The 19,066-nt window shown below is 50.0% G+C and carries 17 protein-coding genes; 14 read left to right on the top strand and 3 right to left on the bottom strand.

Going from position 1 to position 19,066, the window contains the following annotated elements; translation table 11 throughout:
- The first annotated feature begins 20 nt into the window (after window positions 1–20).
- The 6 genes from cusF (at window position 21) to ACQG1K_RS21215 (ending at window position 8,276) form a co-directional block, all read left to right on the top strand.
- The gene (gene cusF, locus ACQG1K_RS21240) at window positions 21–374 is read left to right on the top strand and encodes a cation efflux system protein CusF (protein WP_001246155.1); all 354 of its coding nucleotides are present in this window, start codon (window positions 21–23) and stop codon (window positions 372–374) included.
- Between the two features lie 113 nt (window positions 375–487).
- Window positions 488–1,780 (top strand): Cu(+)/Ag(+) efflux RND transporter periplasmic adaptor subunit SilB, encoded by a 1,293-nt coding sequence (silB, locus tag ACQG1K_RS21235; RefSeq protein ID WP_049013320.1) that lies wholly within the window; start codon window positions 488–490, stop codon window positions 1,778–1,780.
- A 10-nt stretch (window positions 1,781–1,790) separates the two neighbouring features.
- Window positions 1,791–4,937: a Cu(+)/Ag(+) efflux RND transporter permease subunit SilA gene (silA, locus tag ACQG1K_RS21230; protein ID WP_000574029.1), complete on the top strand. Its 3,147-nt coding sequence runs from the start codon at window positions 1,791–1,793 to the stop codon at window positions 4,935–4,937.
- Window positions 4,938–5,023: 86 nt separating this feature from the next.
- Window positions 5,024–5,464, top strand: a complete 441-nt coding sequence (locus tag ACQG1K_RS21225) for a DUF411 domain-containing protein (RefSeq protein WP_000758228.1) — start codon at window positions 5,024–5,026, stop codon at window positions 5,462–5,464.
- Window positions 5,465–5,590: 126 nt separating this feature from the next.
- Entirely contained in the window at window positions 5,591–8,038 is a 2,448-nt protein-coding gene (gene silP, locus ACQG1K_RS21220) for an Ag(+)-translocating P-type ATPase SilP (protein ID WP_023331515.1), read from the top strand.
- Window positions 8,039–8,078: 40 nt separating this feature from the next.
- On the top strand, window positions 8,079–8,276 hold the full coding sequence (locus ACQG1K_RS21215; RefSeq protein ID WP_049013314.1) for a DUF2933 domain-containing protein: 198 nt from the start codon (window positions 8,079–8,081) through the stop codon (window positions 8,274–8,276).
- Between the two features lie 33 nt (window positions 8,277–8,309).
- Here the strand turns inward: ACQG1K_RS21215 and ACQG1K_RS21210 are convergent, their stop codons facing one another.
- Both ACQG1K_RS21210 and ACQG1K_RS21205 read right to left on the bottom strand, forming a co-directional pair.
- Window positions 8,310–9,047 (bottom strand): peptidoglycan DD-metalloendopeptidase family protein, encoded by a 738-nt coding sequence (locus ACQG1K_RS21210; protein WP_000287501.1) that lies wholly within the window; start codon window positions 9,045–9,047, stop codon window positions 8,310–8,312.
- A gap of 288 nt (window positions 9,048–9,335) precedes the next feature.
- Window positions 9,336–9,785 (bottom strand): copper resistance protein, encoded by a 450-nt coding sequence (locus ACQG1K_RS21205; RefSeq protein WP_001023257.1) that lies wholly within the window; start codon window positions 9,783–9,785, stop codon window positions 9,336–9,338.
- A gap of 234 nt (window positions 9,786–10,019) precedes the next feature.
- Here ACQG1K_RS21205 and pcoA point away from each other — a divergent pair, with 234 nt between their 5' ends.
- From pcoA to ACQG1K_RS21170, 7 genes are all read left to right on the top strand, one after another.
- Window positions 10,020–11,837: a multicopper oxidase PcoA gene (pcoA, locus tag ACQG1K_RS21200; RefSeq protein ID WP_000925242.1), complete on the top strand. Its 1,818-nt coding sequence runs from the start codon at window positions 10,020–10,022 to the stop codon at window positions 11,835–11,837.
- Window positions 11,838–11,842: 5 nt separating this feature from the next.
- Window positions 11,843–12,733: a copper resistance outer membrane transporter PcoB gene (pcoB, locus tag ACQG1K_RS21195; RefSeq protein WP_171861965.1), complete on the top strand. Its 891-nt coding sequence runs from the start codon at window positions 11,843–11,845 to the stop codon at window positions 12,731–12,733.
- Window positions 12,734–12,772: 39 nt separating this feature from the next.
- Entirely contained in the window at window positions 12,773–13,153 is a 381-nt protein-coding gene (gene pcoC / locus ACQG1K_RS21190) for a copper resistance system metallochaperone PcoC (RefSeq protein ID WP_000025662.1), read from the top strand.
- A 55-nt stretch (window positions 13,154–13,208) separates the two neighbouring features.
- Window positions 13,209–14,087, top strand: coding sequence for a copper resistance inner membrane protein PcoD (gene pcoD, locus ACQG1K_RS21185; RefSeq protein ID WP_229692861.1), 879 nt, complete (start codon window positions 13,209–13,211; stop codon window positions 14,085–14,087).
- 54 nt (window positions 14,088–14,141) lie between these two features.
- Complete coding sequence (gene pcoR, locus ACQG1K_RS21180) at window positions 14,142–14,822, top strand: copper response regulator transcription factor PcoR (protein WP_001188930.1); 681 nt, start codon at window positions 14,142–14,144, stop codon at window positions 14,820–14,822.
- Window positions 14,819–16,219 carry a copper resistance membrane spanning protein PcoS gene (gene pcoS, locus ACQG1K_RS21175; protein ID WP_001211180.1) on the top strand — a complete coding sequence of 467 codons (1,401 nt, stop codon included), beginning with the start codon at window positions 14,819–14,821 and terminating at the stop codon, window positions 16,217–16,219. Before pcoR ends, pcoS begins: the two co-directional genes overlap by 4 nt.
- A 217-nt stretch (window positions 16,220–16,436) precedes the next feature.
- On the top strand, window positions 16,437–16,871 hold the full coding sequence (locus ACQG1K_RS21170) for a hypothetical protein (RefSeq protein WP_000723070.1): 435 nt from the start codon (window positions 16,437–16,439) through the stop codon (window positions 16,869–16,871).
- A 257-nt stretch (window positions 16,872–17,128) separates the two neighbouring features.
- Here ACQG1K_RS21170 and ACQG1K_RS21165 read toward each other — a convergent pair whose 3' ends face one another.
- Window positions 17,129–18,244, bottom strand: a complete 1,116-nt coding sequence (locus tag ACQG1K_RS21165) for a nickel/cobalt efflux protein RcnA (protein WP_001572377.1) — start codon at window positions 18,242–18,244, stop codon at window positions 17,129–17,131.
- A 122-nt stretch (window positions 18,245–18,366) separates the two neighbouring features.
- Here ACQG1K_RS21165 and rcnR point away from each other — a divergent pair, with 122 nt between their 5' ends.
- Window positions 18,367–18,639: a Ni(II)/Co(II)-binding transcriptional repressor RcnR gene (gene rcnR / locus ACQG1K_RS21160; protein WP_000019951.1), complete on the top strand. Its 273-nt coding sequence runs from the start codon at window positions 18,367–18,369 to the stop codon at window positions 18,637–18,639.
- Window positions 18,640–19,066 lie beyond the last annotated feature (427 nt).

Below are 19,066 nucleotides of genomic sequence, written 5' to 3'. Positions count from 1 at the left end.
TAATTAATCAGGAAATTAAAATGCGTAATTCACTTAAAGCCGTTTTATTTGGTGCCTTCTCTGTCATGTTTTCTGCCGGTCTTCATGCTGAAACACATCAGCATGGCGATATGAATACTGCCAGTGATGCTTCGGTACAGCAAGTTATCAAGGGCACCGGTGTCGTTAAAGACATTGATATGAATACTAAGAAAATCACCATTTCGCATGAAGCAATTCCAGCGGTGGGCTGGCCTGCAATGACCATGCGCTTTACTTTTGTTAATGCAGACGATGCTATTAATGCCCTGAAAACAGGCAACCATGTCGATTTCTCGTTTATTCAGCAGGGCAATATCTCCTTACTCAAAAGCATTAACGTGACGCAGTCCTGATTGGCTGTCCGGAGCGATTACATCCTGTGCGCCTGTACATTCACATAGGTATATGTGTGAGTTAACCGTCAGGCGCATATGCCAGGTGTTTTGATTTTTTAGCGGAAAATTGTATGGCTTCTTTAAAGATAAAATATGCTGCAATAATTATCAGCAGCCTCATAGCAGGGGGGCTGATATCGGTTACTGCCTGGCAGTATGTAAACTCAGCACAAAAGACAGAAAAAACAGAACAAAAGGCACCGGAACGAAAGGTGCTTTTCTGGTATGACCCAATGAAACCGGATACCAAATTTGATAAACCCGGAAAATCGCCCTTTATGGATATGGACCTGGTGCCAAAATATGCTGATGACAGTGGCGATAAAAGCAGTGGCGGGATCCGTATCGACCCAACCCAGGTTCAGAATCTGGGATTAAAAACGCAAAAAGTCACGCGAGGAATGCTGAAATATTCTCAGACAATCCCGGCTAATGTCAGCTATAACGAGTATCAGTTTGTTATTGTGCAGGCGCGTTCTGACGGGTTTGTCGAAAAAGTCTACCCCATGACGATTGGCGATCATGTGAAGAAGGGGACGCCACTTATCGATATTACCATTCCGGACTGGGTGGAAGCACAGAGTGAATTCCTTCTGTTATCCAGCACCGGTGGTACTTCCACGCAAATTAAAGGCGTTCTGGAACGGCTTCGCCTGGCAGGTATGCCGGAAGAGGATATTCAGAGATTGCGTTCTACCCGGAGCATTCAGACCCGTTTTACCATTAAAGCACCTATTGATGGTGTCATTACTGCATTTGACCTGCGCACCGGCATGAATATTTCGAAAGATAAGGTGGTGGCTCAGATTCAGGGAATGGACCCGGTCTGGATCAGCGCTGCAGTGCCAGAATCTATCGCCTATCTGCTGAAAGATACGTCGCAGTTTGAAATTTCGGTACCGGCTTATCCGGATAAAACATTCCATGTCGAAAAATGGAATATTCTTCCCAGCGTGGATCAGACAACCCGTACGCTTCAGGTCCGTCTCCAGGTTTCTAATAAGGATGAGTTTCTCAAGCCGGGCATGAATGCCTATCTGAAACTGAATACCAGGAGCCAGGAGATGCTGCTGATACCAAGCCAGGCCGTTATCGATACCGGCAAAGAACAGCGCGTGATTACTGTTGATGATGAAGGCAAGTTTGTGCCGAAACAGATCCACGTTCTGCATGAGTCACAGCAACAGTCCGGCATCGGCTCCGGCCTGAATGAAGGCGATACCGTGGTGGTCAGTGGCCTGTTCCTCATTGACTCTGAAGCCAATATTACGGGCGCACTGGAACGTATGCGCCACCCTGAAAAAACAGAAAGCAGTATGCCAGCAATGTCTGACCAGCCTGTAAATATGCATTCAGGGCACTGAGGAGACGACGATGATTGAATGGATTATCCGGCGCTCTGTCGCCAACCGTTTCCTGGTCATGATGGGGGCCCTGTTTCTCAGCATCTGGGGCACATGGACGATTATTAACACGCCTGTCGATGCCTTGCCTGACCTGTCAGATGTGCAGGTCATTATCAAAACCAGCTATCCCGGCCAGGCCCCGCAGATTGTAGAAAACCAGGTCACCTATCCACTTACCACCACCATGCTGTCCGTGCCTGGCGCAAAAACCGTGCGTGGTTTTTCACAGTTCGGTGATTCGTATGTGTATGTCATTTTTGAAGACGGCACCGATCTGTACTGGGCCCGTTCCCGCGTGCTGGAGTACCTGAACCAGGTACAGGGAAAACTGCCCGCCGGTGTGAGTTCTGAAATCGGTCCGGACGCCACGGGGGTGGGCTGGATATTTGAATATGCCCTTGTCGATCGCAGCGGAAAACACGACCTTTCAGAACTGCGTTCTCTGCAGGACTGGTTCCTGAAATTTGAGCTGAAAACCATCCCGAACGTGGCTGAGGTCGCTTCGGTTGGCGGCGTGGTGAAACAGTACCAGATTCAGGTCAATCCGGTAAAACTGTCTCAGTATGGTATCAGCCTGCCCGAAGTGAAACAGGCCCTTGAATCGTCTAACCAGGAGGCCGGTGGCTCATCCGTTGAAATGGCCGAAGCTGAGTATATGGTCCGTGCCAGCGGTTATCTTCAGAGCATTGATGATTTTAATAACATCGTCCTGAAAACAGGCGAGAACGGCGTGCCGGTTTATCTGCGGGATGTTGCCCGCGTGCAGACCGGGCCTGAAATGCGGCGTGGTATTGCCGAGCTGAACGGCCAGGGCGAAGTCGCTGGCGGCGTGGTGATCCTGCGGTCGGGTAAAAATGCACGCGACGTTATCACGGCAGTGAGGGATAAACTTGAGACGCTGAAGGCCAGCCTGCCGGAAGGCGTTGAAATCGTGACCACCTACGATCGCAGCCAGCTCATCGACCGGGCGATTGATAACCTCAGTTCCAAACTTCTGGAAGAGTTTATCGTGGTGGCCATCGTCTGTGCCCTGTTCCTGTGGCACGTACGTTCTGCCCTGGTGGCGATTATCTCTCTGCCGCTTGGTCTGTGTATCGCCTTTATCGTCATGCACTTCCAGGGACTGAACGCCAATATCATGTCGCTGGGAGGGATAGCGATTGCCGTCGGTGCGATGGTGGATGCCGCCATTGTGATGATTGAGAATGCGCATAAGCGGCTTGAGGAGTGGGATCATCAGCATCCTGGTGAGCAGATTGACAACGCCACCCGCTGGAAGGTGATTACCGATGCCTCCGTTGAAGTGGGACCCGCACTGTTTATCAGCCTGCTGATCATCACCCTGTCCTTTATTCCTATCTTTACCCTGGAAGGTCAGGAAGGACGTCTGTTTGGCCCGCTGGCATTCACGAAAACGTACTCCATGGCGGGCGCGGCCGCGCTGGCCATCATCGTCATTCCGATTCTGATGGGATTCTGGATCCGGGGGAAAATTCCTGCAGAGACCAGTAACCCCCTGAACCGGGTACTGATCAAAGCGTATCATCCATTGCTGTTGCGGGTTCTCCACTGGCCAAAAACAACCCTGCTGGTTGCGGCCTTGTCCATTTTCACCGTTATCTGGCCGCTGAGCCAGGTGGGCGGTGAGTTTCTGCCGAAGATTAACGAGGGCGACCTGTTGTATATGCCGTCGACCCTGCCGGGTGTCTCTCCGGCTGAAGCTGCAGCGCTCCTGCAGACGACGGACAAGTTAATCAAAAGCGTTCCTGAAGTGGCCTCTGTATTTGGCAAGACCGGTAAAGCAGAGACCGCCACGGATTCCGCACCGCTCGAAATGGTTGAAACCACGATCCAGCTCAAACCTGAGGATCAGTGGCGTCCAGGCATGACGATTGACAAGATTATTGAAGAACTCGACAGGACCGTCCGTTTACCGGGGCTGGCAAACCTCTGGGTGCCGCCAATCCGTAACCGTATTGATATGCTCTCAACCGGGATCAAAAGCCCGATAGGTATCAAGGTGTCCGGAACGGTTCTGTCCGATATCGATGCAACGGCGCAGAGTATCGAAGCGGTCGCCAAAACCGTACCCGGCGTAGTGTCTGCTCTCGCAGAGCGACTGGAAGGCGGGCGCTACATTGATGTGGATATCAACCGGGAAAAAGCCTCCCGCTACGGAATGACGGTGGGCGATGTGCAGCTGTTCATCTCATCAGCCATCGGCGGCGCGACGGTAGGGGAAACGGTTGAAGGCGTGGCCCGGTACCCGATTAATATCCGCTATCCGCAGGATTACCGGAACAGCCCGCAGGCCCTGAAACAGATGCCGATCCTGACCCCGATGAAGCAGCAGATCACGCTGGGCGATGTTGCGGATATTAAGGTCGTTTCCGGGCCGACTATGCTGAAAACGGAAAATGCCCGTCCAGCCAGCTGGATTTACATTGACGCGCGCGGCAGGGATATGGTGTCGGTGGTTAATGACATTAAAACGGCGATCAGTCAGAAAGTGAAACTGAGACCGGGTACCAGCGTGTCATTCTCCGGACAGTTTGAACTGCTTGAGCATGCCAACAAGAAACTGAAGCTGATGGTGCCGATGACGGTGATGATCATCTTCATCCTGTTGTATCTGGCATTCCGCCGGGTTGATGAAGCCCTGCTGATCCTGATGAGCCTGCCGTTCGCCCTGGTTGGCGGGATATGGTTCCTGTACTGGCAGGGCTTCCATATGTCAGTCGCAACCGGAACGGGGTTTATCGCTCTGGCCGGGGTGGCAGCAGAGTTTGGCGTGGTCATGCTGATGTATCTGCGTCATGCCATTGAAGCGCACCCGGAATTGTCCCGTAAAGAGACGTTCACACCGGAAGGCCTTGATGAAGCCCTCTATCATGGTGCCGTACTGCGTGTCCGGCCGAAAGCCATGACCGTGGCGGTGATCATTGCGGGTCTGCTGCCAATACTCTGGGGAACCGGTGCAGGTTCAGAAGTCATGAGCCGTATCGCGGCACCCATGATTGGTGGGATGATCACGGCTCCGCTGCTGTCCCTGTTCATTATTCCTGCCGCCTACAAATTAATCTGGCTGCGCAGACATAAAAAAAGCGTGTCCTGAACCTGAAAGGGCACCCCCTGTGGGTGTCCTTCTTTACTGATTCACCCTGACGTCAGGGTTTAAATCGATAATATACAGAGGTGAGTATGAAAAAAGTGGTTCTGATGGCGCTGGCTCTCGGCCTTTCACTGCCCGCGATGGCGAGTGAAAAAGTGATTGATATGTACAAATCTGAAAACTGTGGCTGTTGTTCCCTGTGGGGCAAGGCGATGGAAAAAGACGGGTTTGAAGTAAGAACTCACGTCATGAATGATCAGGCGCTGTCAGCCCTGAAAGAAAAGCATGCTATTCCTGCAGGACTGCGAAGTTGTCATACCGCGGTTGCCGGTAATTTGATCATTGAAGGCCATGTGCCTGCGACAACGATACATAAGGCAATGCAGTCTGGTTCAGGTATATACGGTCTCGCCACCCCCGGTATGCCAGCAGGAAGTCCTGGAATGGAGATGGGAGCCCGAAAAGAGGCTTACGATGTTATCGCATTCTCACCGGATGGAAGTAAAAAAGTCTTCCAGCGAATCGAATAGTCAGCGGAACGGCTGATAACGGGACGCCGGCAGCAGGCACTCTTATGCCGGCGGCATTCGTGGTAATCGCATCCATGACATACCCTGAAGACAGAAGATGCTTCGGTATGCATAAGGAGAGTTACTGTGAAAAATGACAATGCAGTGCAACACAACAACCAGACTGCTTCTGAGCAGACATTATCCCCGGACGAGGGCCACGTATTGCATAAGGTGAGAGATCCCGTGTGCGGGATGGACATCCTGCCCGACAGGGCGCACAGCAGCATTCGATACCAGGACCATCAACTTTATTTCTGCTCCGCCAGCTGTGAGAGTAAATTTAAAGCCCATCCCGATCGTTATCTTACCGAAGATGCCAGTGAACATTCCCATCACCATCACCACGATCATCACGAAGTCAGCCCTGATCAGATAAAACAGCCTCACCACCAGGCGGAGAAAGAGAATTCTGAAGGTGTGTGGACATGTCCGATGCACCCGGAGATACGCCGCAGTGGTCCCGGAAGCTGTCCTGTCTGTGGAATGGCACTGGAGCCGCTCGTAGCTACGGCATCCACGGGGCCAAGTGATGAACTTCGCGACATGACAAGACGCTTCTGGCTGGGGTTGTTGCTGGCGTTTCCGGTTCTGGTACTCGAAATGGGATCTCATCTGTTTCCCGCCTTGAGGAATACAGTACCGCCACAGTACAACACATGGCTGCAGCTGCTTCTGGCCTCTCCTGTCGTGTTGTGGTGTGGCTGGCCATTCTTCGCCCGGGCCGGAATGTCGTTACGTAACCGCTCCCTGAATATGTTTACCCTTGTTGCAATGGGCACCGGCGTAGCCTGGGTGTACAGCGTCATTGCAACCGTCTTCCCCTCCTGGTTTCCTGCATCGTTCAGAAACATGGATGGCCTGGTGGCCGTTTATTTTGAAGCCGCAGCAGTTATTACGGTGCTTGTTCTGCTGGGACAGGTTCTTGAGCTGCGGGCACGGGAACAAACCTCAGGTGCCATTACTGCACTACTGAATCTTGCCCCCAAAACCGCCAGGCGGCTGGATCATGACGGTCATGAAACGGATATTAATGCGGAAGATGTTCTGCCTGGCGATAAGCTCCGCATCAGACCAGGAGAGAGTATTCCGGTCGACGGTATTGTGATCGAAGGCAAAACAACCGTTGATGAATCGATGGTGACCGGGGAATCTATGCCGGTTACCAAAACGGAGGGTGACCCTGTCATCGGGGGGACCATTAATCAGACAGGGAGTCTCATCATCCGTGCAGAGAAAGTCGGTGATGAAACAATGCTCTCACGAATTGTTCAGATGGTCGCTGATGCACAGCGTTCGCGTGCCCCCATCCAGAGAATGGCTGACAGCGTTTCAGGCTGGTTTGTTCCTCTGGTGATACTTATCGCGGTTGTTGCTTTCGTGATCTGGTCTGTCTGGGGGCCCGAGCCCAGGATGGCGCACGGTCTCATTGCGGCTGTGTCGGTCCTGATTATTGCCTGTCCCTGCGCGCTGGGGCTGGCCACGCCGATGTCGATAATGGTGGGGGTGGGCAAAGGAGCCCAGGCCGGGGTGTTAATCAGGAATGCCGAAGCCCTTGAGCGTCTTGAAAAAGTGGACACGCTGGTTGTCGACAAAACAGGCACGCTCACGGAAGGTTCGCCTACGGTGACAGGGATTATCAGTCTCAATCCGGGTGGGGAAACATCTCTTTTGCGTGTAACAGCCGCAGTGGAAAAAGGCTCGCAGCATCCGCTGGGTATGGCAGTAGTTAAAGCAGCACAGGAAAAGGGGATCGCAATACCCGCAGTCACTCATTTCGATGCACCGTCGGGTAAAGGTGTCTCAGGCGATGTCGAAGGTCAACGGGTTGTTATTGGTAATGAACTGGCTATGCAGGAAAACAGTATCGTTATTGATAATCAAAAGGCCGTTGCGGATACGTTGCGGATGGAAGGCGCTACCGTTATCTATGTGGCCACAGACGGGGACCTTGCAGGCCTGATAGCTATCTCGGATCCCGTGAAAACAACCACGCCGGATGCGCTTAAAGCTTTGCGTCAGGCGGGGATCCGCATTGTTATGCTCACCGGGGATAACCAGCTTACTGCTGAAGCAGTCGCACGGAAACTGGGAATAGATGAGGTTGAAGCCGGAATTCTGCCGGATGGCAAAAAAGCAGTGATAACCCGACTGAAAGAGTCTGGCCATGTGGTTGCGATGGCCGGAGACGGTGTGAATGATGCCCCGGCGCTGGCAGCGGCTGACGTGGGTATAGCCATGGGAACGGGTACAGATGTGGCAATTGAAAGTGCCGGAGTCACCCTTCTCAAAGGCGACTTGATGATACTGAACAGGGCCCGTCATCTGTCAGAGATCACCATGAAAAATATCCGTCAGAATCTGTTTTTTGCATTTATCTACAACGCACTTGGCGTGCCTGTGGCTGCAGGTCTGCTTTATCCTGTGTATGGAATACTGCTGTCGCCAGTTATTGCGGCGGCGGCCATGGCTCTTTCCTCCGTCAGCGTCATTGTGAATGCGTTGCGTCTGAAAAGTGTCAGGCTCGGGAAATAACACTGAGTGAAGGGTCAGTTACGAACAGAAGGAGTCCAGTATGAAAAGTACCACCTTTGCGCTTATTGCTGTCGCCGCGATCGCGGCATTTGCCCTCCTGCGCGAACACTGGTCACATGTGGCAGGTTACTGGCCATATCTGTTATTGCTGGTCTGCCCGCTAATGCATCTTTTCCACGGCCACGGAGGGCATGGAGATCATCAACATCACGGAAGTGAAAACGATAAAAAAAATTAATCCGGCAGACGGGGCCGCGTCGCGGTCCCGTTATCAGTCCAGGTATCGTTCGTAGTCTCTGGCATGCGCAAAGGCATGCTGTTCGAGTTTGTTATCAGCGGGTGCCGCTGCCCGGAACGCCAGAGAGTTAACAGGGTTGTTATTGATGACCAGCTCGTAATGCAGATGAGGACCGGATGAACGTCCGCTGTTACCGGATAACGCAATAGCACCTCCCCGTGTAACCCTGGCCCCTTTAGTAACGAGTATTTTATTGAGGTGGAGATAGCGAGTTTTAACACCGGCTTTTCCCGTTACTTCAACAAAATATCCCATGGTACTGTTGTATTCGGCCCGGGTGATTTTTCCGTCGATGACGCTGACTATTTTCGTGTTCATGGGCATGGAATAATCAATGCCATTATGGGGACTCACTTTTCCCGATACCGGGTTAAGTCTTGCAGGATTGAAAGGCGAACTGAGTCTTGCTGTGGCCGGTAACGGATAATCGAGACTGCCTTTCCCGGAAGTATCGGAAAGGTTATAGAACTTTTTATCTGATATACGATACGCCGTGTAATTAAATGAACCGGACGTAAATTTATAGGCCACGACACGTGATTTTCCCGCTTTCTTTTGCAGTACGAGTTTTAATGATTCATTTTTTTTCAAATGCCGCAGATTAAACCGGGAAGGCAAGGAGCGCTGAAGAGTAGCGATCTCGTTCGATTCCAGCCCCGAGCGGGTGGCTGAAAGGTAGGCATTTTCTTTTACGACATCGGTAGAATACATTTACTGGAATTCGCCGTTAGCATGAACACTGCGGCGTATGCTAGGGGTTTTCAGGAGGCGTGTCATCTGTCAGTTAATCGGGAGCACCGTTGATGGTCGTCATTTTTGTAACATATCTTGTTTCCCGTTTGCTCCTGAAGCTCTGGGAACTGTATGACCAGCCCGACGGTGATGATTAACGGGACTGAAACAGGTTACGGCAGAGCAATATGGGGCTCATGTCCTGCTACGTAACCCGTCAGTAAAGCCCTGCTGCGCACCTGACGCTAAGCACTAACCCGCCTGCAGTTACCTGGTCGAATACAGCCCGCGAAGCTTTCTTGCCTGCGTCTGATGTGCTTCCGCACCGGCATTATTGACCTGCTCATGCACGAGAGCGGCTTTTTCTCCGGCATTCAGTTCGTTAAAAGAAGAAGACGAGGTCTTTGAATTTGCATCACTGCCGGACAGCATTTTTTTATGTTCCTCAATCATTTTCTGATGCGCATAGGACGCGCTGTTGTTCATAAATGAATGAGCAACAATGGCCCTTTCATGTTCATTCATTTCAGAGAATGAGGGCGTGTTGTTTTTATTAACCCTGTCCGGTAAGTTTTCATGCGTCGAGGAATTCACATGACTGACGGCTGAGGCATTATTAACAAATCGATGTGCTTCATGGGCAATATCACTGGACTGAGCAAAAGCTGCCCCACAAAATAAAGCTGTAAACGCAGTGGTCGTGATTAATATATTCATGTGTAATTACCTTCTGAGGTACATAAAAGATGTCCTTATGATCATATATAAAAATAATCAACCTGTGGGGAAGATGACGTAAATGTAATACAGCCATGTACATTACACGATTGTAATGAATTTGTTTCTTAAGGTGTGCTAGATTCATTTCATTGTAAGTGGATGAACCAGTAATTTAATTTAAATCGGTTCTCGAATTCTGTCAGTAACCATACTTTAAATAAGGGAATGCGCATGCTGTTGAAAACGTCTCGACGAACTTTCCTGAAGGGGTTAACCCTCTCTGGCGTAGCCGGAAGTCTTGGCGTATGGAGTTTCAATGCGCGTTCCAGTCTGAGCCTGCCAGTTGCCGCATCCCTGCAGGGTACTCAGTTTGACCTGACCATTGGTGAAACGGCCGTCAATATCACGGGCAGTGAGCGTCAGGCCAAAACAATCAATGGAGGCCTGCCGGGGCCCGTTCTTCGCTGGAAAGAAGGTGACACCATTACCCTGAAGGTCAAAAACCGTCTTAATGAACAGACGTCCATTCACTGGCACGGCATTATTCTTCCGGCCAATATGGATGGTGTTCCGGGGCTGAGTTTTATGGGCATAGAGCCTGATGATACCTACGTTTACACCTTTAAGGTTAAGCAGAACGGGACTTACTGGTACCACAGCCATTCCGGTCTGCAGGAACAGGAGGGGGTATACGGTGCCATTATCATCGATGCCAGGGAGCCAGAACCGTTTGCTTACGATCGTGAGCATGTGGTCATGTTGTCTGACTGGACCGATGAAAATCCTCACAGCCTGCTGAAAAAATTAAAAAAACAGTCGGATTACTACAATTTCAATAAACCAACCGTTGGCTCTTTTTTCCGCGACGTGAATACCAGGGGGCTGTCAGCCACCATTGCCGATCGGAAAATGTGGGCTGAAATGAAAATGAATCCGACTGACCTCGCGGATGTCAGTGGCTACACCTACACCTATCTCATGAACGGGCAGGCCCCGCTGAAAAACTGGACCGGACTGTTCCGTCCCGGTGAAAAGATACGCTTACGGTTTATCAACGGCTCGGCAATGACCTATTTCGATATCCGTATCCCCGGGTTGAAAATGACGGTCGTGGCTGCAGATGGCCAGTATGTAAACCCGGTTACCGTTGACGAATTCAGGATTGCCGTTGCCGAAACCTATGATGTCATTGTGGAGCCTCAGGGTGAGGCCTATACCATCTTCGCACAATCCATGGACAGGACCGGTTACGCTCGAGGGACACTGGCCACGAGAGAGGGGTTAAGTGCTGCCGTTCCCCCCCTCGATCCCCGTCCTCTGTTGACCATGGAAGATATGGGTATGGGGGGAATGGGACATGATATGGCAGGAATGGACCACAGCCAGATGGGAGGCATGGATAACAGCGGAGAGATGATGTCTATGGACGGTGCTGACCTTCCGGATAGCGGGACATCCTCCGCGCCCATGGATCACAGCAGCATGGCCGGTATGGATCATTCCCGGATGGCCGGAATGCCGGGTATGCAAAGTCATCCTGCGTCAGAAACGGATAACCCACTGGTTGATATGCAGGCGATGAGCGTCTCTCCGAAATTAAATGATCCGGGTATTGGTCTTCGAAATAACGGAAGGAAGGTTCTCACGTACGCGGATTTGAAAAGCCGCTTTGAGGATCCTGACGGACGTGAACCTGGCCGTACCATAGAACTGCATTTAACCGGCCACATGGAAAAGTTTGCCTGGTCATTTAACGGAATCAAGTTTTCAGATGCCGCACCGGTGCTGCTGAAATACGGTGAGCGGCTCAGGATCACGCTGATCAACGATACCATGATGACTCACCCCATTCACCTGCATGGTATGTGGAGCGATCTGGAAGATGAAAACGGTAATTTCATGGTTCGTAAACACACAATAGATGTTCCCCCTGGTACAAAACGCAGTTACAGAGTGACAGCAGATGCGCTTGGCCGCTGGGCGTATCACTGCCATTTGCTCTATCACATGGAAATGGGAATGTTTCGTGAAGTCCGGGTGGAGGAATGATGCGAATGAAGAGAAATTTGAAGGCCATACCTGTTCTGGTCGCCGGTTTCTTTACCTCACAGCTTTCTATTGCGGCGGGCTCCGTCTCTGCAGATCCCCACGCCGGGCACGACATGTCTGCCATGCAGATGCCAGCAGATGAGAATTTCACTGAGATGACGTCAATGGAGCCCATTGTAACTGAGAGCAGAACGCCAATTCCGCCTGTTACCGATGCCGACCGGAAGGCTGCATTCGGCAATTTACAGGGGCATGCGATTCACGACAGTGCGATTAATTATCTGGTTCTGCTGGATCAACTGGAATGGCAACGGTCGGATAACACCAACAATTTCAGCTGGAGTGTTAACAGCTGGATTGGAGGCGACACAGATCGGATTTGGCTAAAGAGTGAAGGTGAACGAAGCAATGGGGAAACGGAGGCGGCTGAAGCGCAGTTACTCTGGGGACATGCGGTTGGCCCATGGTGGGATTTGGTTGCGGGTGTCAGGCAGGATTTCAGACCTGCTTCTGCCCGGACCTGGGCTGCTGTCGGTTTTCAGGGGCTGGCACTCTATAATTTTGAGTCTGAAATTACGGGTTTTGTCAGTAATGGCGGAAAAGCAGCCCTTCGTCTGGGAGGAGAATACGACGTTTTACTGACTAACCGGCTCATACTCCAGCCATCCTATGAGGTGAATTTCTACAGTCAGGATGATGAATCGCGGGGTCGCGGCAGGGGACTGACTGACACAGAGCTGGGGCTCCGGCTGCGCTATGAAATACGCCGTGAGTTTGCACCCTATATAGGCGTTTCCTGGAATCAACTTTACGGGAAAACATCCGATATGGCGAAAAGAGAAGGTGAGAAAGACCATCAGGTAGTATTCCTGGCGGGAGCCAGAATCTGGTTTTAACGCACTGATATAAAACACTCAACTAAACAGGTAAATAAAATGTCGATTTTAAATAAAGCCATTCTTACAGGTGGCCTCGTTATGGGCGTTGCTTTCTCTGCTATGGCCCATCCGGAATTAAAAAGCTCTGTGCCACAGGCTGATTCAGCCGTAGCGGCCCCGGAAAAGATTCAGCTTAATTTCTCGGAAAATCTGACCGTGAAATTCTCAGGTGCAAAATTAACGATGACGGGTATGAAAGGCATGTCATCACATTCTCCGATGCCGGTCGCGGCAAAAGTGGCGCCAGGCGCTGACCCTAAATCGATGGTCATTATTCCGCGAGAGCCTTTACCCGCTGGCACTTATCGTGTTGACTGGCGCGCGGTTTCTTCAGATACGCACCCTATTACCGGTAATTACACCTTTACAGTGAAGTAATATTATGAACGACCTGATTATGATTGTTATTCGTTTTCTTCTTTATCTGGATTTGATGGTAATATTTGGATTGCCATTTTTTCAGATATATGGAATAAGTGGTGTCAGACATGAAACCTATAACCTGACTAATTTCAGGTCGTTTATAACCTTTGCTGTTGTTACAGGCATCATTCTTACTGGCATTAATATGCTCCTGGTATCTAATGCCATGAGTGGAGTAACTGACCTCAGAGAATTATCCATCCATGTTATCGAGATGGTGATAGAAGAAACTGATGTGGGTATTAGCTGGATTGTCAGGCTCTGTGCCCTGTTTACCACACTCGGTGCTTTGTTCCTTTACACTAATAAGAGAGTATTGTCCTGCCTGCTGATGACGATGAGTGGGGGCGTGGCGCTGGCTACACTTGCCTGGGGAGGACACGCCGTTATGCATGACGGTCTGCATTACTATCTCCATTTACTGAGCGATCTGACCCATCTCGGTGCTGCAGGTGCCTGGACAGGTGCTCTGGTTGCATTTGCTATCCTGCTGATGCGCAGAAACGAGCATAATGCACAGAGCGTCATTGTGATATCTGACTCCCTGGCAAAATTTGCCACGGCAGGAACGGTGATTGTTGTAGCCCTGATCCTGAGTGCGCTGGTCAACTATCTGTATATTGCTGAGGGTAACTTAACTCCCTTATTCAACAGTTCCTGGGGGAGGATATTGCTTGCCAAGACGGCTCTGTTTGTTCTGATGCTTCTTCTGGCTGCAGCAAACCGGTTTCACCTGGGTCCCCGGCTTGAAGTTATGGTCAGGGAAGGGAATTATGATCGCAGCGTTGCCCTGATGCGAAACAGCATCCTGACAGAATTCGTTGTTGCGATTATCATTCTGGGCGCCGTAGCGTGGCTCGGAATGCTTGCTCCGTCTCAGGTCAGCTAGGGGACAGCCAAAGCTCATGCGTGAGATTTTTACTTTCATATCAGCGAGTTGACCATGCAGCGTATTTTAATCGTTGAAGACGAACAAAAAACAGGTCGTTACCTGCAGCAGGGACTGGTTGAGGAAGGCTATCAGGCCGATCTCTTTAATAATGGCCGCGATGGTCTCGGGGCCGCGTCGAAGGGACAGTATGATTTGATAATACTGGACGTGATGCTGCCTTTCCTCGACGGGTGGCAAATCATCAGCGCACTGAGGGAGTCCGGGCACGAAGAACCGGTCCTGTTTTTAACCGCAAAGGACAACGTGCGGGACAAAGTGAAAGGACTGGAGCTTGGCGCAGATGACTACCTGATTAAGCCCTTTGATTTTACGGAGCTGGTTGCACGTGTAAGAACCCTACTGCGCCGGGCACGCTCGCAGGCCGCAACAGTCTGCACCATCGCCGATATGACCGTTGATATGGTGCGCCGGACCGTGATCCGTTCGGGGAAGAAGATCCATCTCACCGGTAAAGAATACGTTCTGCTTGAGTTGCTGCTGCAACGCACCGGAGAAGTGTTACCCAGGAGTCTTATCTCGTCCCTGGTCTGGAACATGAATTTTGACAGTGATACGAATGTGATTGATGTCGCCGTGAGACGTCTGAGAAGTAAAATTGATGATGACTTTGAGCCAAAACTGATCCATACCGTTCGCGGTGCCGGATATGTCCTGGAGATCAGAGAAGAGTGAGGTTCAAAATTTCCCTGACCACACGCCTGAGCCTGATTTTTTCTGCGGTGATGCTTACGGTATGGTGGTTATCAAGTTTTATCCTGATTAGCACCCTTAATGGCTATTTCGATAATCAGGACCGCGATTTTCTGACAGGTAAACTTCAGCTCACCGAAGAGTTTCTTAAAACAGAGACGTTCCGGAACAAAACGGATATTAAGTCATTATCAGAAAAAATAAACGATGCGATGGTAGGGCACAATGGTTTATTCATTTCTATAAAAAACATGGAAAATGAAAAAATTGTTGAACTCTATGCCAAAAATTCTGTTGTTCCAGCGGTCCTGCTTAATAAGTCGGGTGATATTCTCGACTATATGATCCAGACGGAAGAAAATAACACCGTGTACCGCAGTATCTCGCGGCGGGTTGCCGTGACGCCGGAACAGGGTAAAAGCAAACATGTCATCATTACGGTTGCCACGGATACTGGGTATCACACCCTGTTTATGGACAAACTCAGTACCTGGCTGTTCTGGTTCAATATCGGTCTGGTCTTTATTTCTGTTTTTCTGGGCTGGCTGACCACACGTATTGGTCTGAAACCGTTACGGGAAATGACCAGTCTGGCTTCCTCCATGACTGTACACAGCCTGGATCAGCGTCTAAATCCCGATCTGGCTCCGCCGGAAATCTCTGAGACCATGCAGGAGTTCAATAATATGTTTGATCGCCTGGAGGGGGCATTCCGGAAACTGTCAGATTTCTCGTCTGACATCGCGCATGAGCTGCGCACACCAGTCAGTAATCTGATGATGCAGACGCAGTTTGCACTGGCTAAGGAAAGGGATGTTTCGCATTACCGCGAAATTTTATTCGCTAACCTGGAAGAACTGAAAAGGTTGTCACGAATGACCAGTGACATGCTTTTTCTGGCACGTTCAGAGCATGGTCTGCTGCGGCTGGATAAACATGATGTGGATCTGGCAGCCGAACTGAATGAATTACGTGAGTTGTTCGAGCCCCTGGCAGACGAAACAGGAAAGACAATCACGGTTGAAGGAGAGGGCGTTGTTGCCGGAGACAGCGATATGCTCCGACGTGCTTTCAGTAACCTGCTTTCCAATGCAATCAAGTATTCTCCCGATAACACCTGTACAGCGATACACCTTGAGCGTGACAGTGACTGTGTGAACGTGATGATTACGAATACGATGTCCGGCCAGGTTCCCGCTAATCTGGAACGTTTGTTTGACCGGTTCTATCGCGCAGACTCATCAAGGTTCTACAACACGGAAGGCGCGGGGCTGGGATTATCAATTACAAGGTCGATCATTCATGCTCACGGCGGCGAGCTGTCAGCAGAACAGCAGGGGCGGGAAATTGTGTTCAAAGTGCGCCTGTTAATGGATTAATCCCGTTCTTCAGGAGAAACCTGGAAGGTGACAAAATTGTCACCATTCAGTCACGCGATAAACAGAGGCGGTTTTTTATAATCATACATAAATCAGGAGCAGAGTGATAACGCAATCGCCTGGTTCCTGGAGTGATGAATAACCCGCCCTGAGATCAAATGCTTTCTCTGTTATAAGCCGTTGATTGTTTGGGTATGAAAACACCGGAGACCCAACCATGAAAAAGATCCTTGTATCATTTGTTGCCATTATGGCTGTCGCTTCATCCGCCATGGCTGCAGAGACAATGAACATGCATGACCAGGTAAATAATGCCCAGGCACCCGCCCATCAGATGCAGTCAACCTCTGAAAAAAGCGCTGTTCAGGGAGACAGTATGACAATGATGGATATGAGCGGACACGATCAGGCTGCAATGTCCCATGAAATGATGCAAAACGGCAACGCTTCTGCCCACCAGGACATGGCGGAGATGCATAAAAAAATGATGAAAGGCAAACCAGGGGCCACCAACGAATCAGCAACGTCATTTTCAGAAATGAACGAGCATGAAAAAGCCGCTGTTGTGCACGAGAAGGCGAATAATGGTCAGTCTTCCGTTATTCATCAGCAGCAGGCTGAAAAGCATCGCAGCCAGATCACCCAGAATTAACCCGCAGCTCCACTTGTCAGACCCTCATTTGACGCCGAAGTCACTGGCTTACGCTCCCATTCGGGAGCGTTTTTTTTATTCTTTCATTTATCATTGAGTCTTATGGGAATGGATTTAATCAGTTACTTAATCCCTGCCTCAGCAACAAGTCCCGGAAAGAGCAGCTTTATATTCCGGGTTTTTCTGCTCATAACCTCAACGGTGGCGCTTAGGATGTACTTTGTAAGTACCCAGAGTGTGTGTCATCAGTACCGGTGTTAATGCACCAGCCCATTCCAGCCATGTATACCCATGTAAATCCCAACAGCAGCAATCAGGGCGCTTGAAATATAGGGGGCTCTTCTGGCGATGGTATTGAAGCCACTCCAGCGTTTGGCGACCTGACGAACGCTGATCGCAGCACCCACTCCAACCGTTACGAGGGTCAATGCCAGGCCGATACTGAAACAAACAACCAGTGTGGCACCCAGCGTAAGCGCTTTAAGCTGAAGGCAGATCAACAATACAGTTATAGCTGCCGGGCAAGGGATAAGCCCTCCTGTCAGTCCAAATATCAGGATTTGCCCGTTGGTTACTTCTTTCCCGTCGAAGCGGCGTTTTATGTCATTGGCATGAGCCAGTTCGTGAGCGTCCTGATACTCTTTCGAATTCACATCCAGCCCATCAAGCTCAGAGTGGTCATGGTCATGGTCGTGTTCAGCGAACGCCACATCATAGTCATGGACATGACCACGATGTCCCAGAGACAGACGTACGTTGAAACTGTGAGGCTCAGGGATGGGAGATGTTGACTCCAGATAATCACCATGATCAACAAATTCAAAAGTCTGAGAGATCGTACTGTTTTCCCGAAGTGTGGTTAATGAGATATCTTCAGAAGCCCATCTTTGGCCACTAAGAGTGCGTAGCCGCCAGTGGGGAAGTTGTCCTTCTTCAAAAATGGACAGTTCAACTTTTCCATGGCCAGTATCGATCAACCTTGTTTCGTCATGGTGATGATGTTCATTCTCCTGCATTCCCTCCAGCCAGTTTTTCTCACCGCTCCAGGTTCGCCAGAACATCCAAAAAGCCGTACCAAGGATGATCACTGAAGAGACCATCTGTAGCCAGGGTTCGGCTGATTCTGCGGTAAATTTATTACTGATATACATCCCTCCAAAAGCAATCAGCCATACGACTGCAGTGTGCGACAATGTTGCCGCGACACCCAGCATCACGGCCTGACGTACGGTGCCTTTTATAGCAATGATGAATGCTGCCATCATTGTTTTGGAGTGCCCGGGCTCCAGTCCATGAAGCGCGCCAAGCAGAATGGCGCTGGGGATGAAAAACCATGCGTTGCCTTGCTGAAGAAGTGTCGTAAATTCGTTCATGAGAATCATTCTTGGTTATTAAGTGTAGGCCGGATTCTACTCCCCCCCAGTAAAATATACTACCCCCCAGTAGAATAACGCTGGTATAGTTACATAAAATATCCAGGAGAGTGAGAGCCCACATGTCACATACCATCCGCGATAAACAAAAACTGAAAGCACGTACAAGCAAGATCCAGGGGCAGGTTGCTGCGCTGAAAAAAATGCTTGATGAACCTCACGAATGTGCCGCTGTACTGCAACAAATAGCCGCCATACGTGGTGCCGTGAATGGTTTATTGCGTGAAGTGATTAAAGGACATTTGACTGAACATATTGTTCATGAAAGTGAAGAACAGAAACGAGAAGAAGACCTGGACGTTGTGCTGAAGGTTCTGGATTCTTACATCAAGTGACAGTTTGGCTAAAAGCCCTGAGCATTAATTTATCTAAATAACACGTTATCAAGTGACGGTTTTGGGCTGTTTGTAGCGGCATAGTGAGTTTGTTTAATCAATGAGCTTTAAGATGCCCCCCTTCATGCAAGGAAACGCGTACATTTCTGGTACATCTACTTCCCTTACTTTGCTCAGGGCAACCCACATTGTTAAAGCCTCTACTCGCTGACCATCAAAATCACCCAACGTCAGATAATGGAAAAAAATTTTGGATGACATTTTGAAACGTGTCCTCTGCTGTGAACGTCGAGAGATGCTACGCGAGAAAGGAGATGACCTACTTAGTATCCTGTTAAGTAGGTCTATCTGAAGAAGTAGACAACTTTAAAGTCTTTTTCATGTTAAAGGAGACAACTTTAATGTCTGTGTACAGCTGAGGGTAAAT

It is taken from the genome of Enterobacter cloacae complex sp. 402C9 (genome assembly GCF_050030745.1).
Taxonomy (GTDB): domain Bacteria; phylum Pseudomonadota; class Gammaproteobacteria; order Enterobacterales; family Enterobacteriaceae; genus Enterobacter; species Enterobacter intestinihominis.
This window is presented reverse-complemented; position numbering and strand designations above follow the sequence as displayed.

Bases quoted from the DNA above. Each gene is read 5' to 3' on its own strand.
- pcoD (WP_229692861.1), top strand. From the start codon at position 13,209: ATGGTAATATTTGGATTGCCATTTTTTCAGATATATGGAATAAGTGGT.
- cusF (WP_001246155.1), top strand. From the start codon at position 21: ATGCGTAATTCACTTAAAGCCGTTTTATTTGGTGCCTTCTCTGTCATG.
- pcoB (WP_171861965.1), top strand. From the start codon at position 11,843: ATGAAGAGAAATTTGAAGGCCATACCTGTTCTGGTCGCCGGTTTCTTT.
- ACQG1K_RS21210 (WP_000287501.1), bottom strand. From the start codon at position 9,047: ATGTATTCTACCGATGTCGTAAAAGAAAATGCCTACCTTTCAGCCACC.
- ACQG1K_RS21225 (WP_000758228.1), top strand. From the start codon at position 5,024: ATGAAAAAAGTGGTTCTGATGGCGCTGGCTCTCGGCCTTTCACTGCCC.
- ACQG1K_RS21215 (WP_049013314.1), top strand. From the start codon at position 8,079: ATGAAAAGTACCACCTTTGCGCTTATTGCTGTCGCCGCGATCGCGGCA.
- ACQG1K_RS21170 (WP_000723070.1), top strand. From the start codon at position 16,437: ATGAAAAAGATCCTTGTATCATTTGTTGCCATTATGGCTGTCGCTTCA.
- rcnR (WP_000019951.1), top strand. From the start codon at position 18,367: ATGTCACATACCATCCGCGATAAACAAAAACTGAAAGCACGTACAAGC.
- silB (WP_049013320.1), top strand. From the start codon at position 488: ATGGCTTCTTTAAAGATAAAATATGCTGCAATAATTATCAGCAGCCTC.
- pcoC (WP_000025662.1), top strand. From the start codon at position 12,773: ATGTCGATTTTAAATAAAGCCATTCTTACAGGTGGCCTCGTTATGGGC.
- ACQG1K_RS21205 (WP_001023257.1), bottom strand. From the start codon at position 9,785: ATGAATATATTAATCACGACCACTGCGTTTACAGCTTTATTTTGTGGG.
- pcoR (WP_001188930.1), top strand. From the start codon at position 14,142: ATGCAGCGTATTTTAATCGTTGAAGACGAACAAAAAACAGGTCGTTAC.
- silA (WP_000574029.1), top strand. From the start codon at position 1,791: ATGATTGAATGGATTATCCGGCGCTCTGTCGCCAACCGTTTCCTGGTC.
- ACQG1K_RS21165 (WP_001572377.1), bottom strand. From the start codon at position 18,244: ATGAACGAATTTACGACACTTCTTCAGCAAGGCAACGCATGGTTTTTC.
- pcoA (WP_000925242.1), top strand. From the start codon at position 10,020: ATGCTGTTGAAAACGTCTCGACGAACTTTCCTGAAGGGGTTAACCCTC.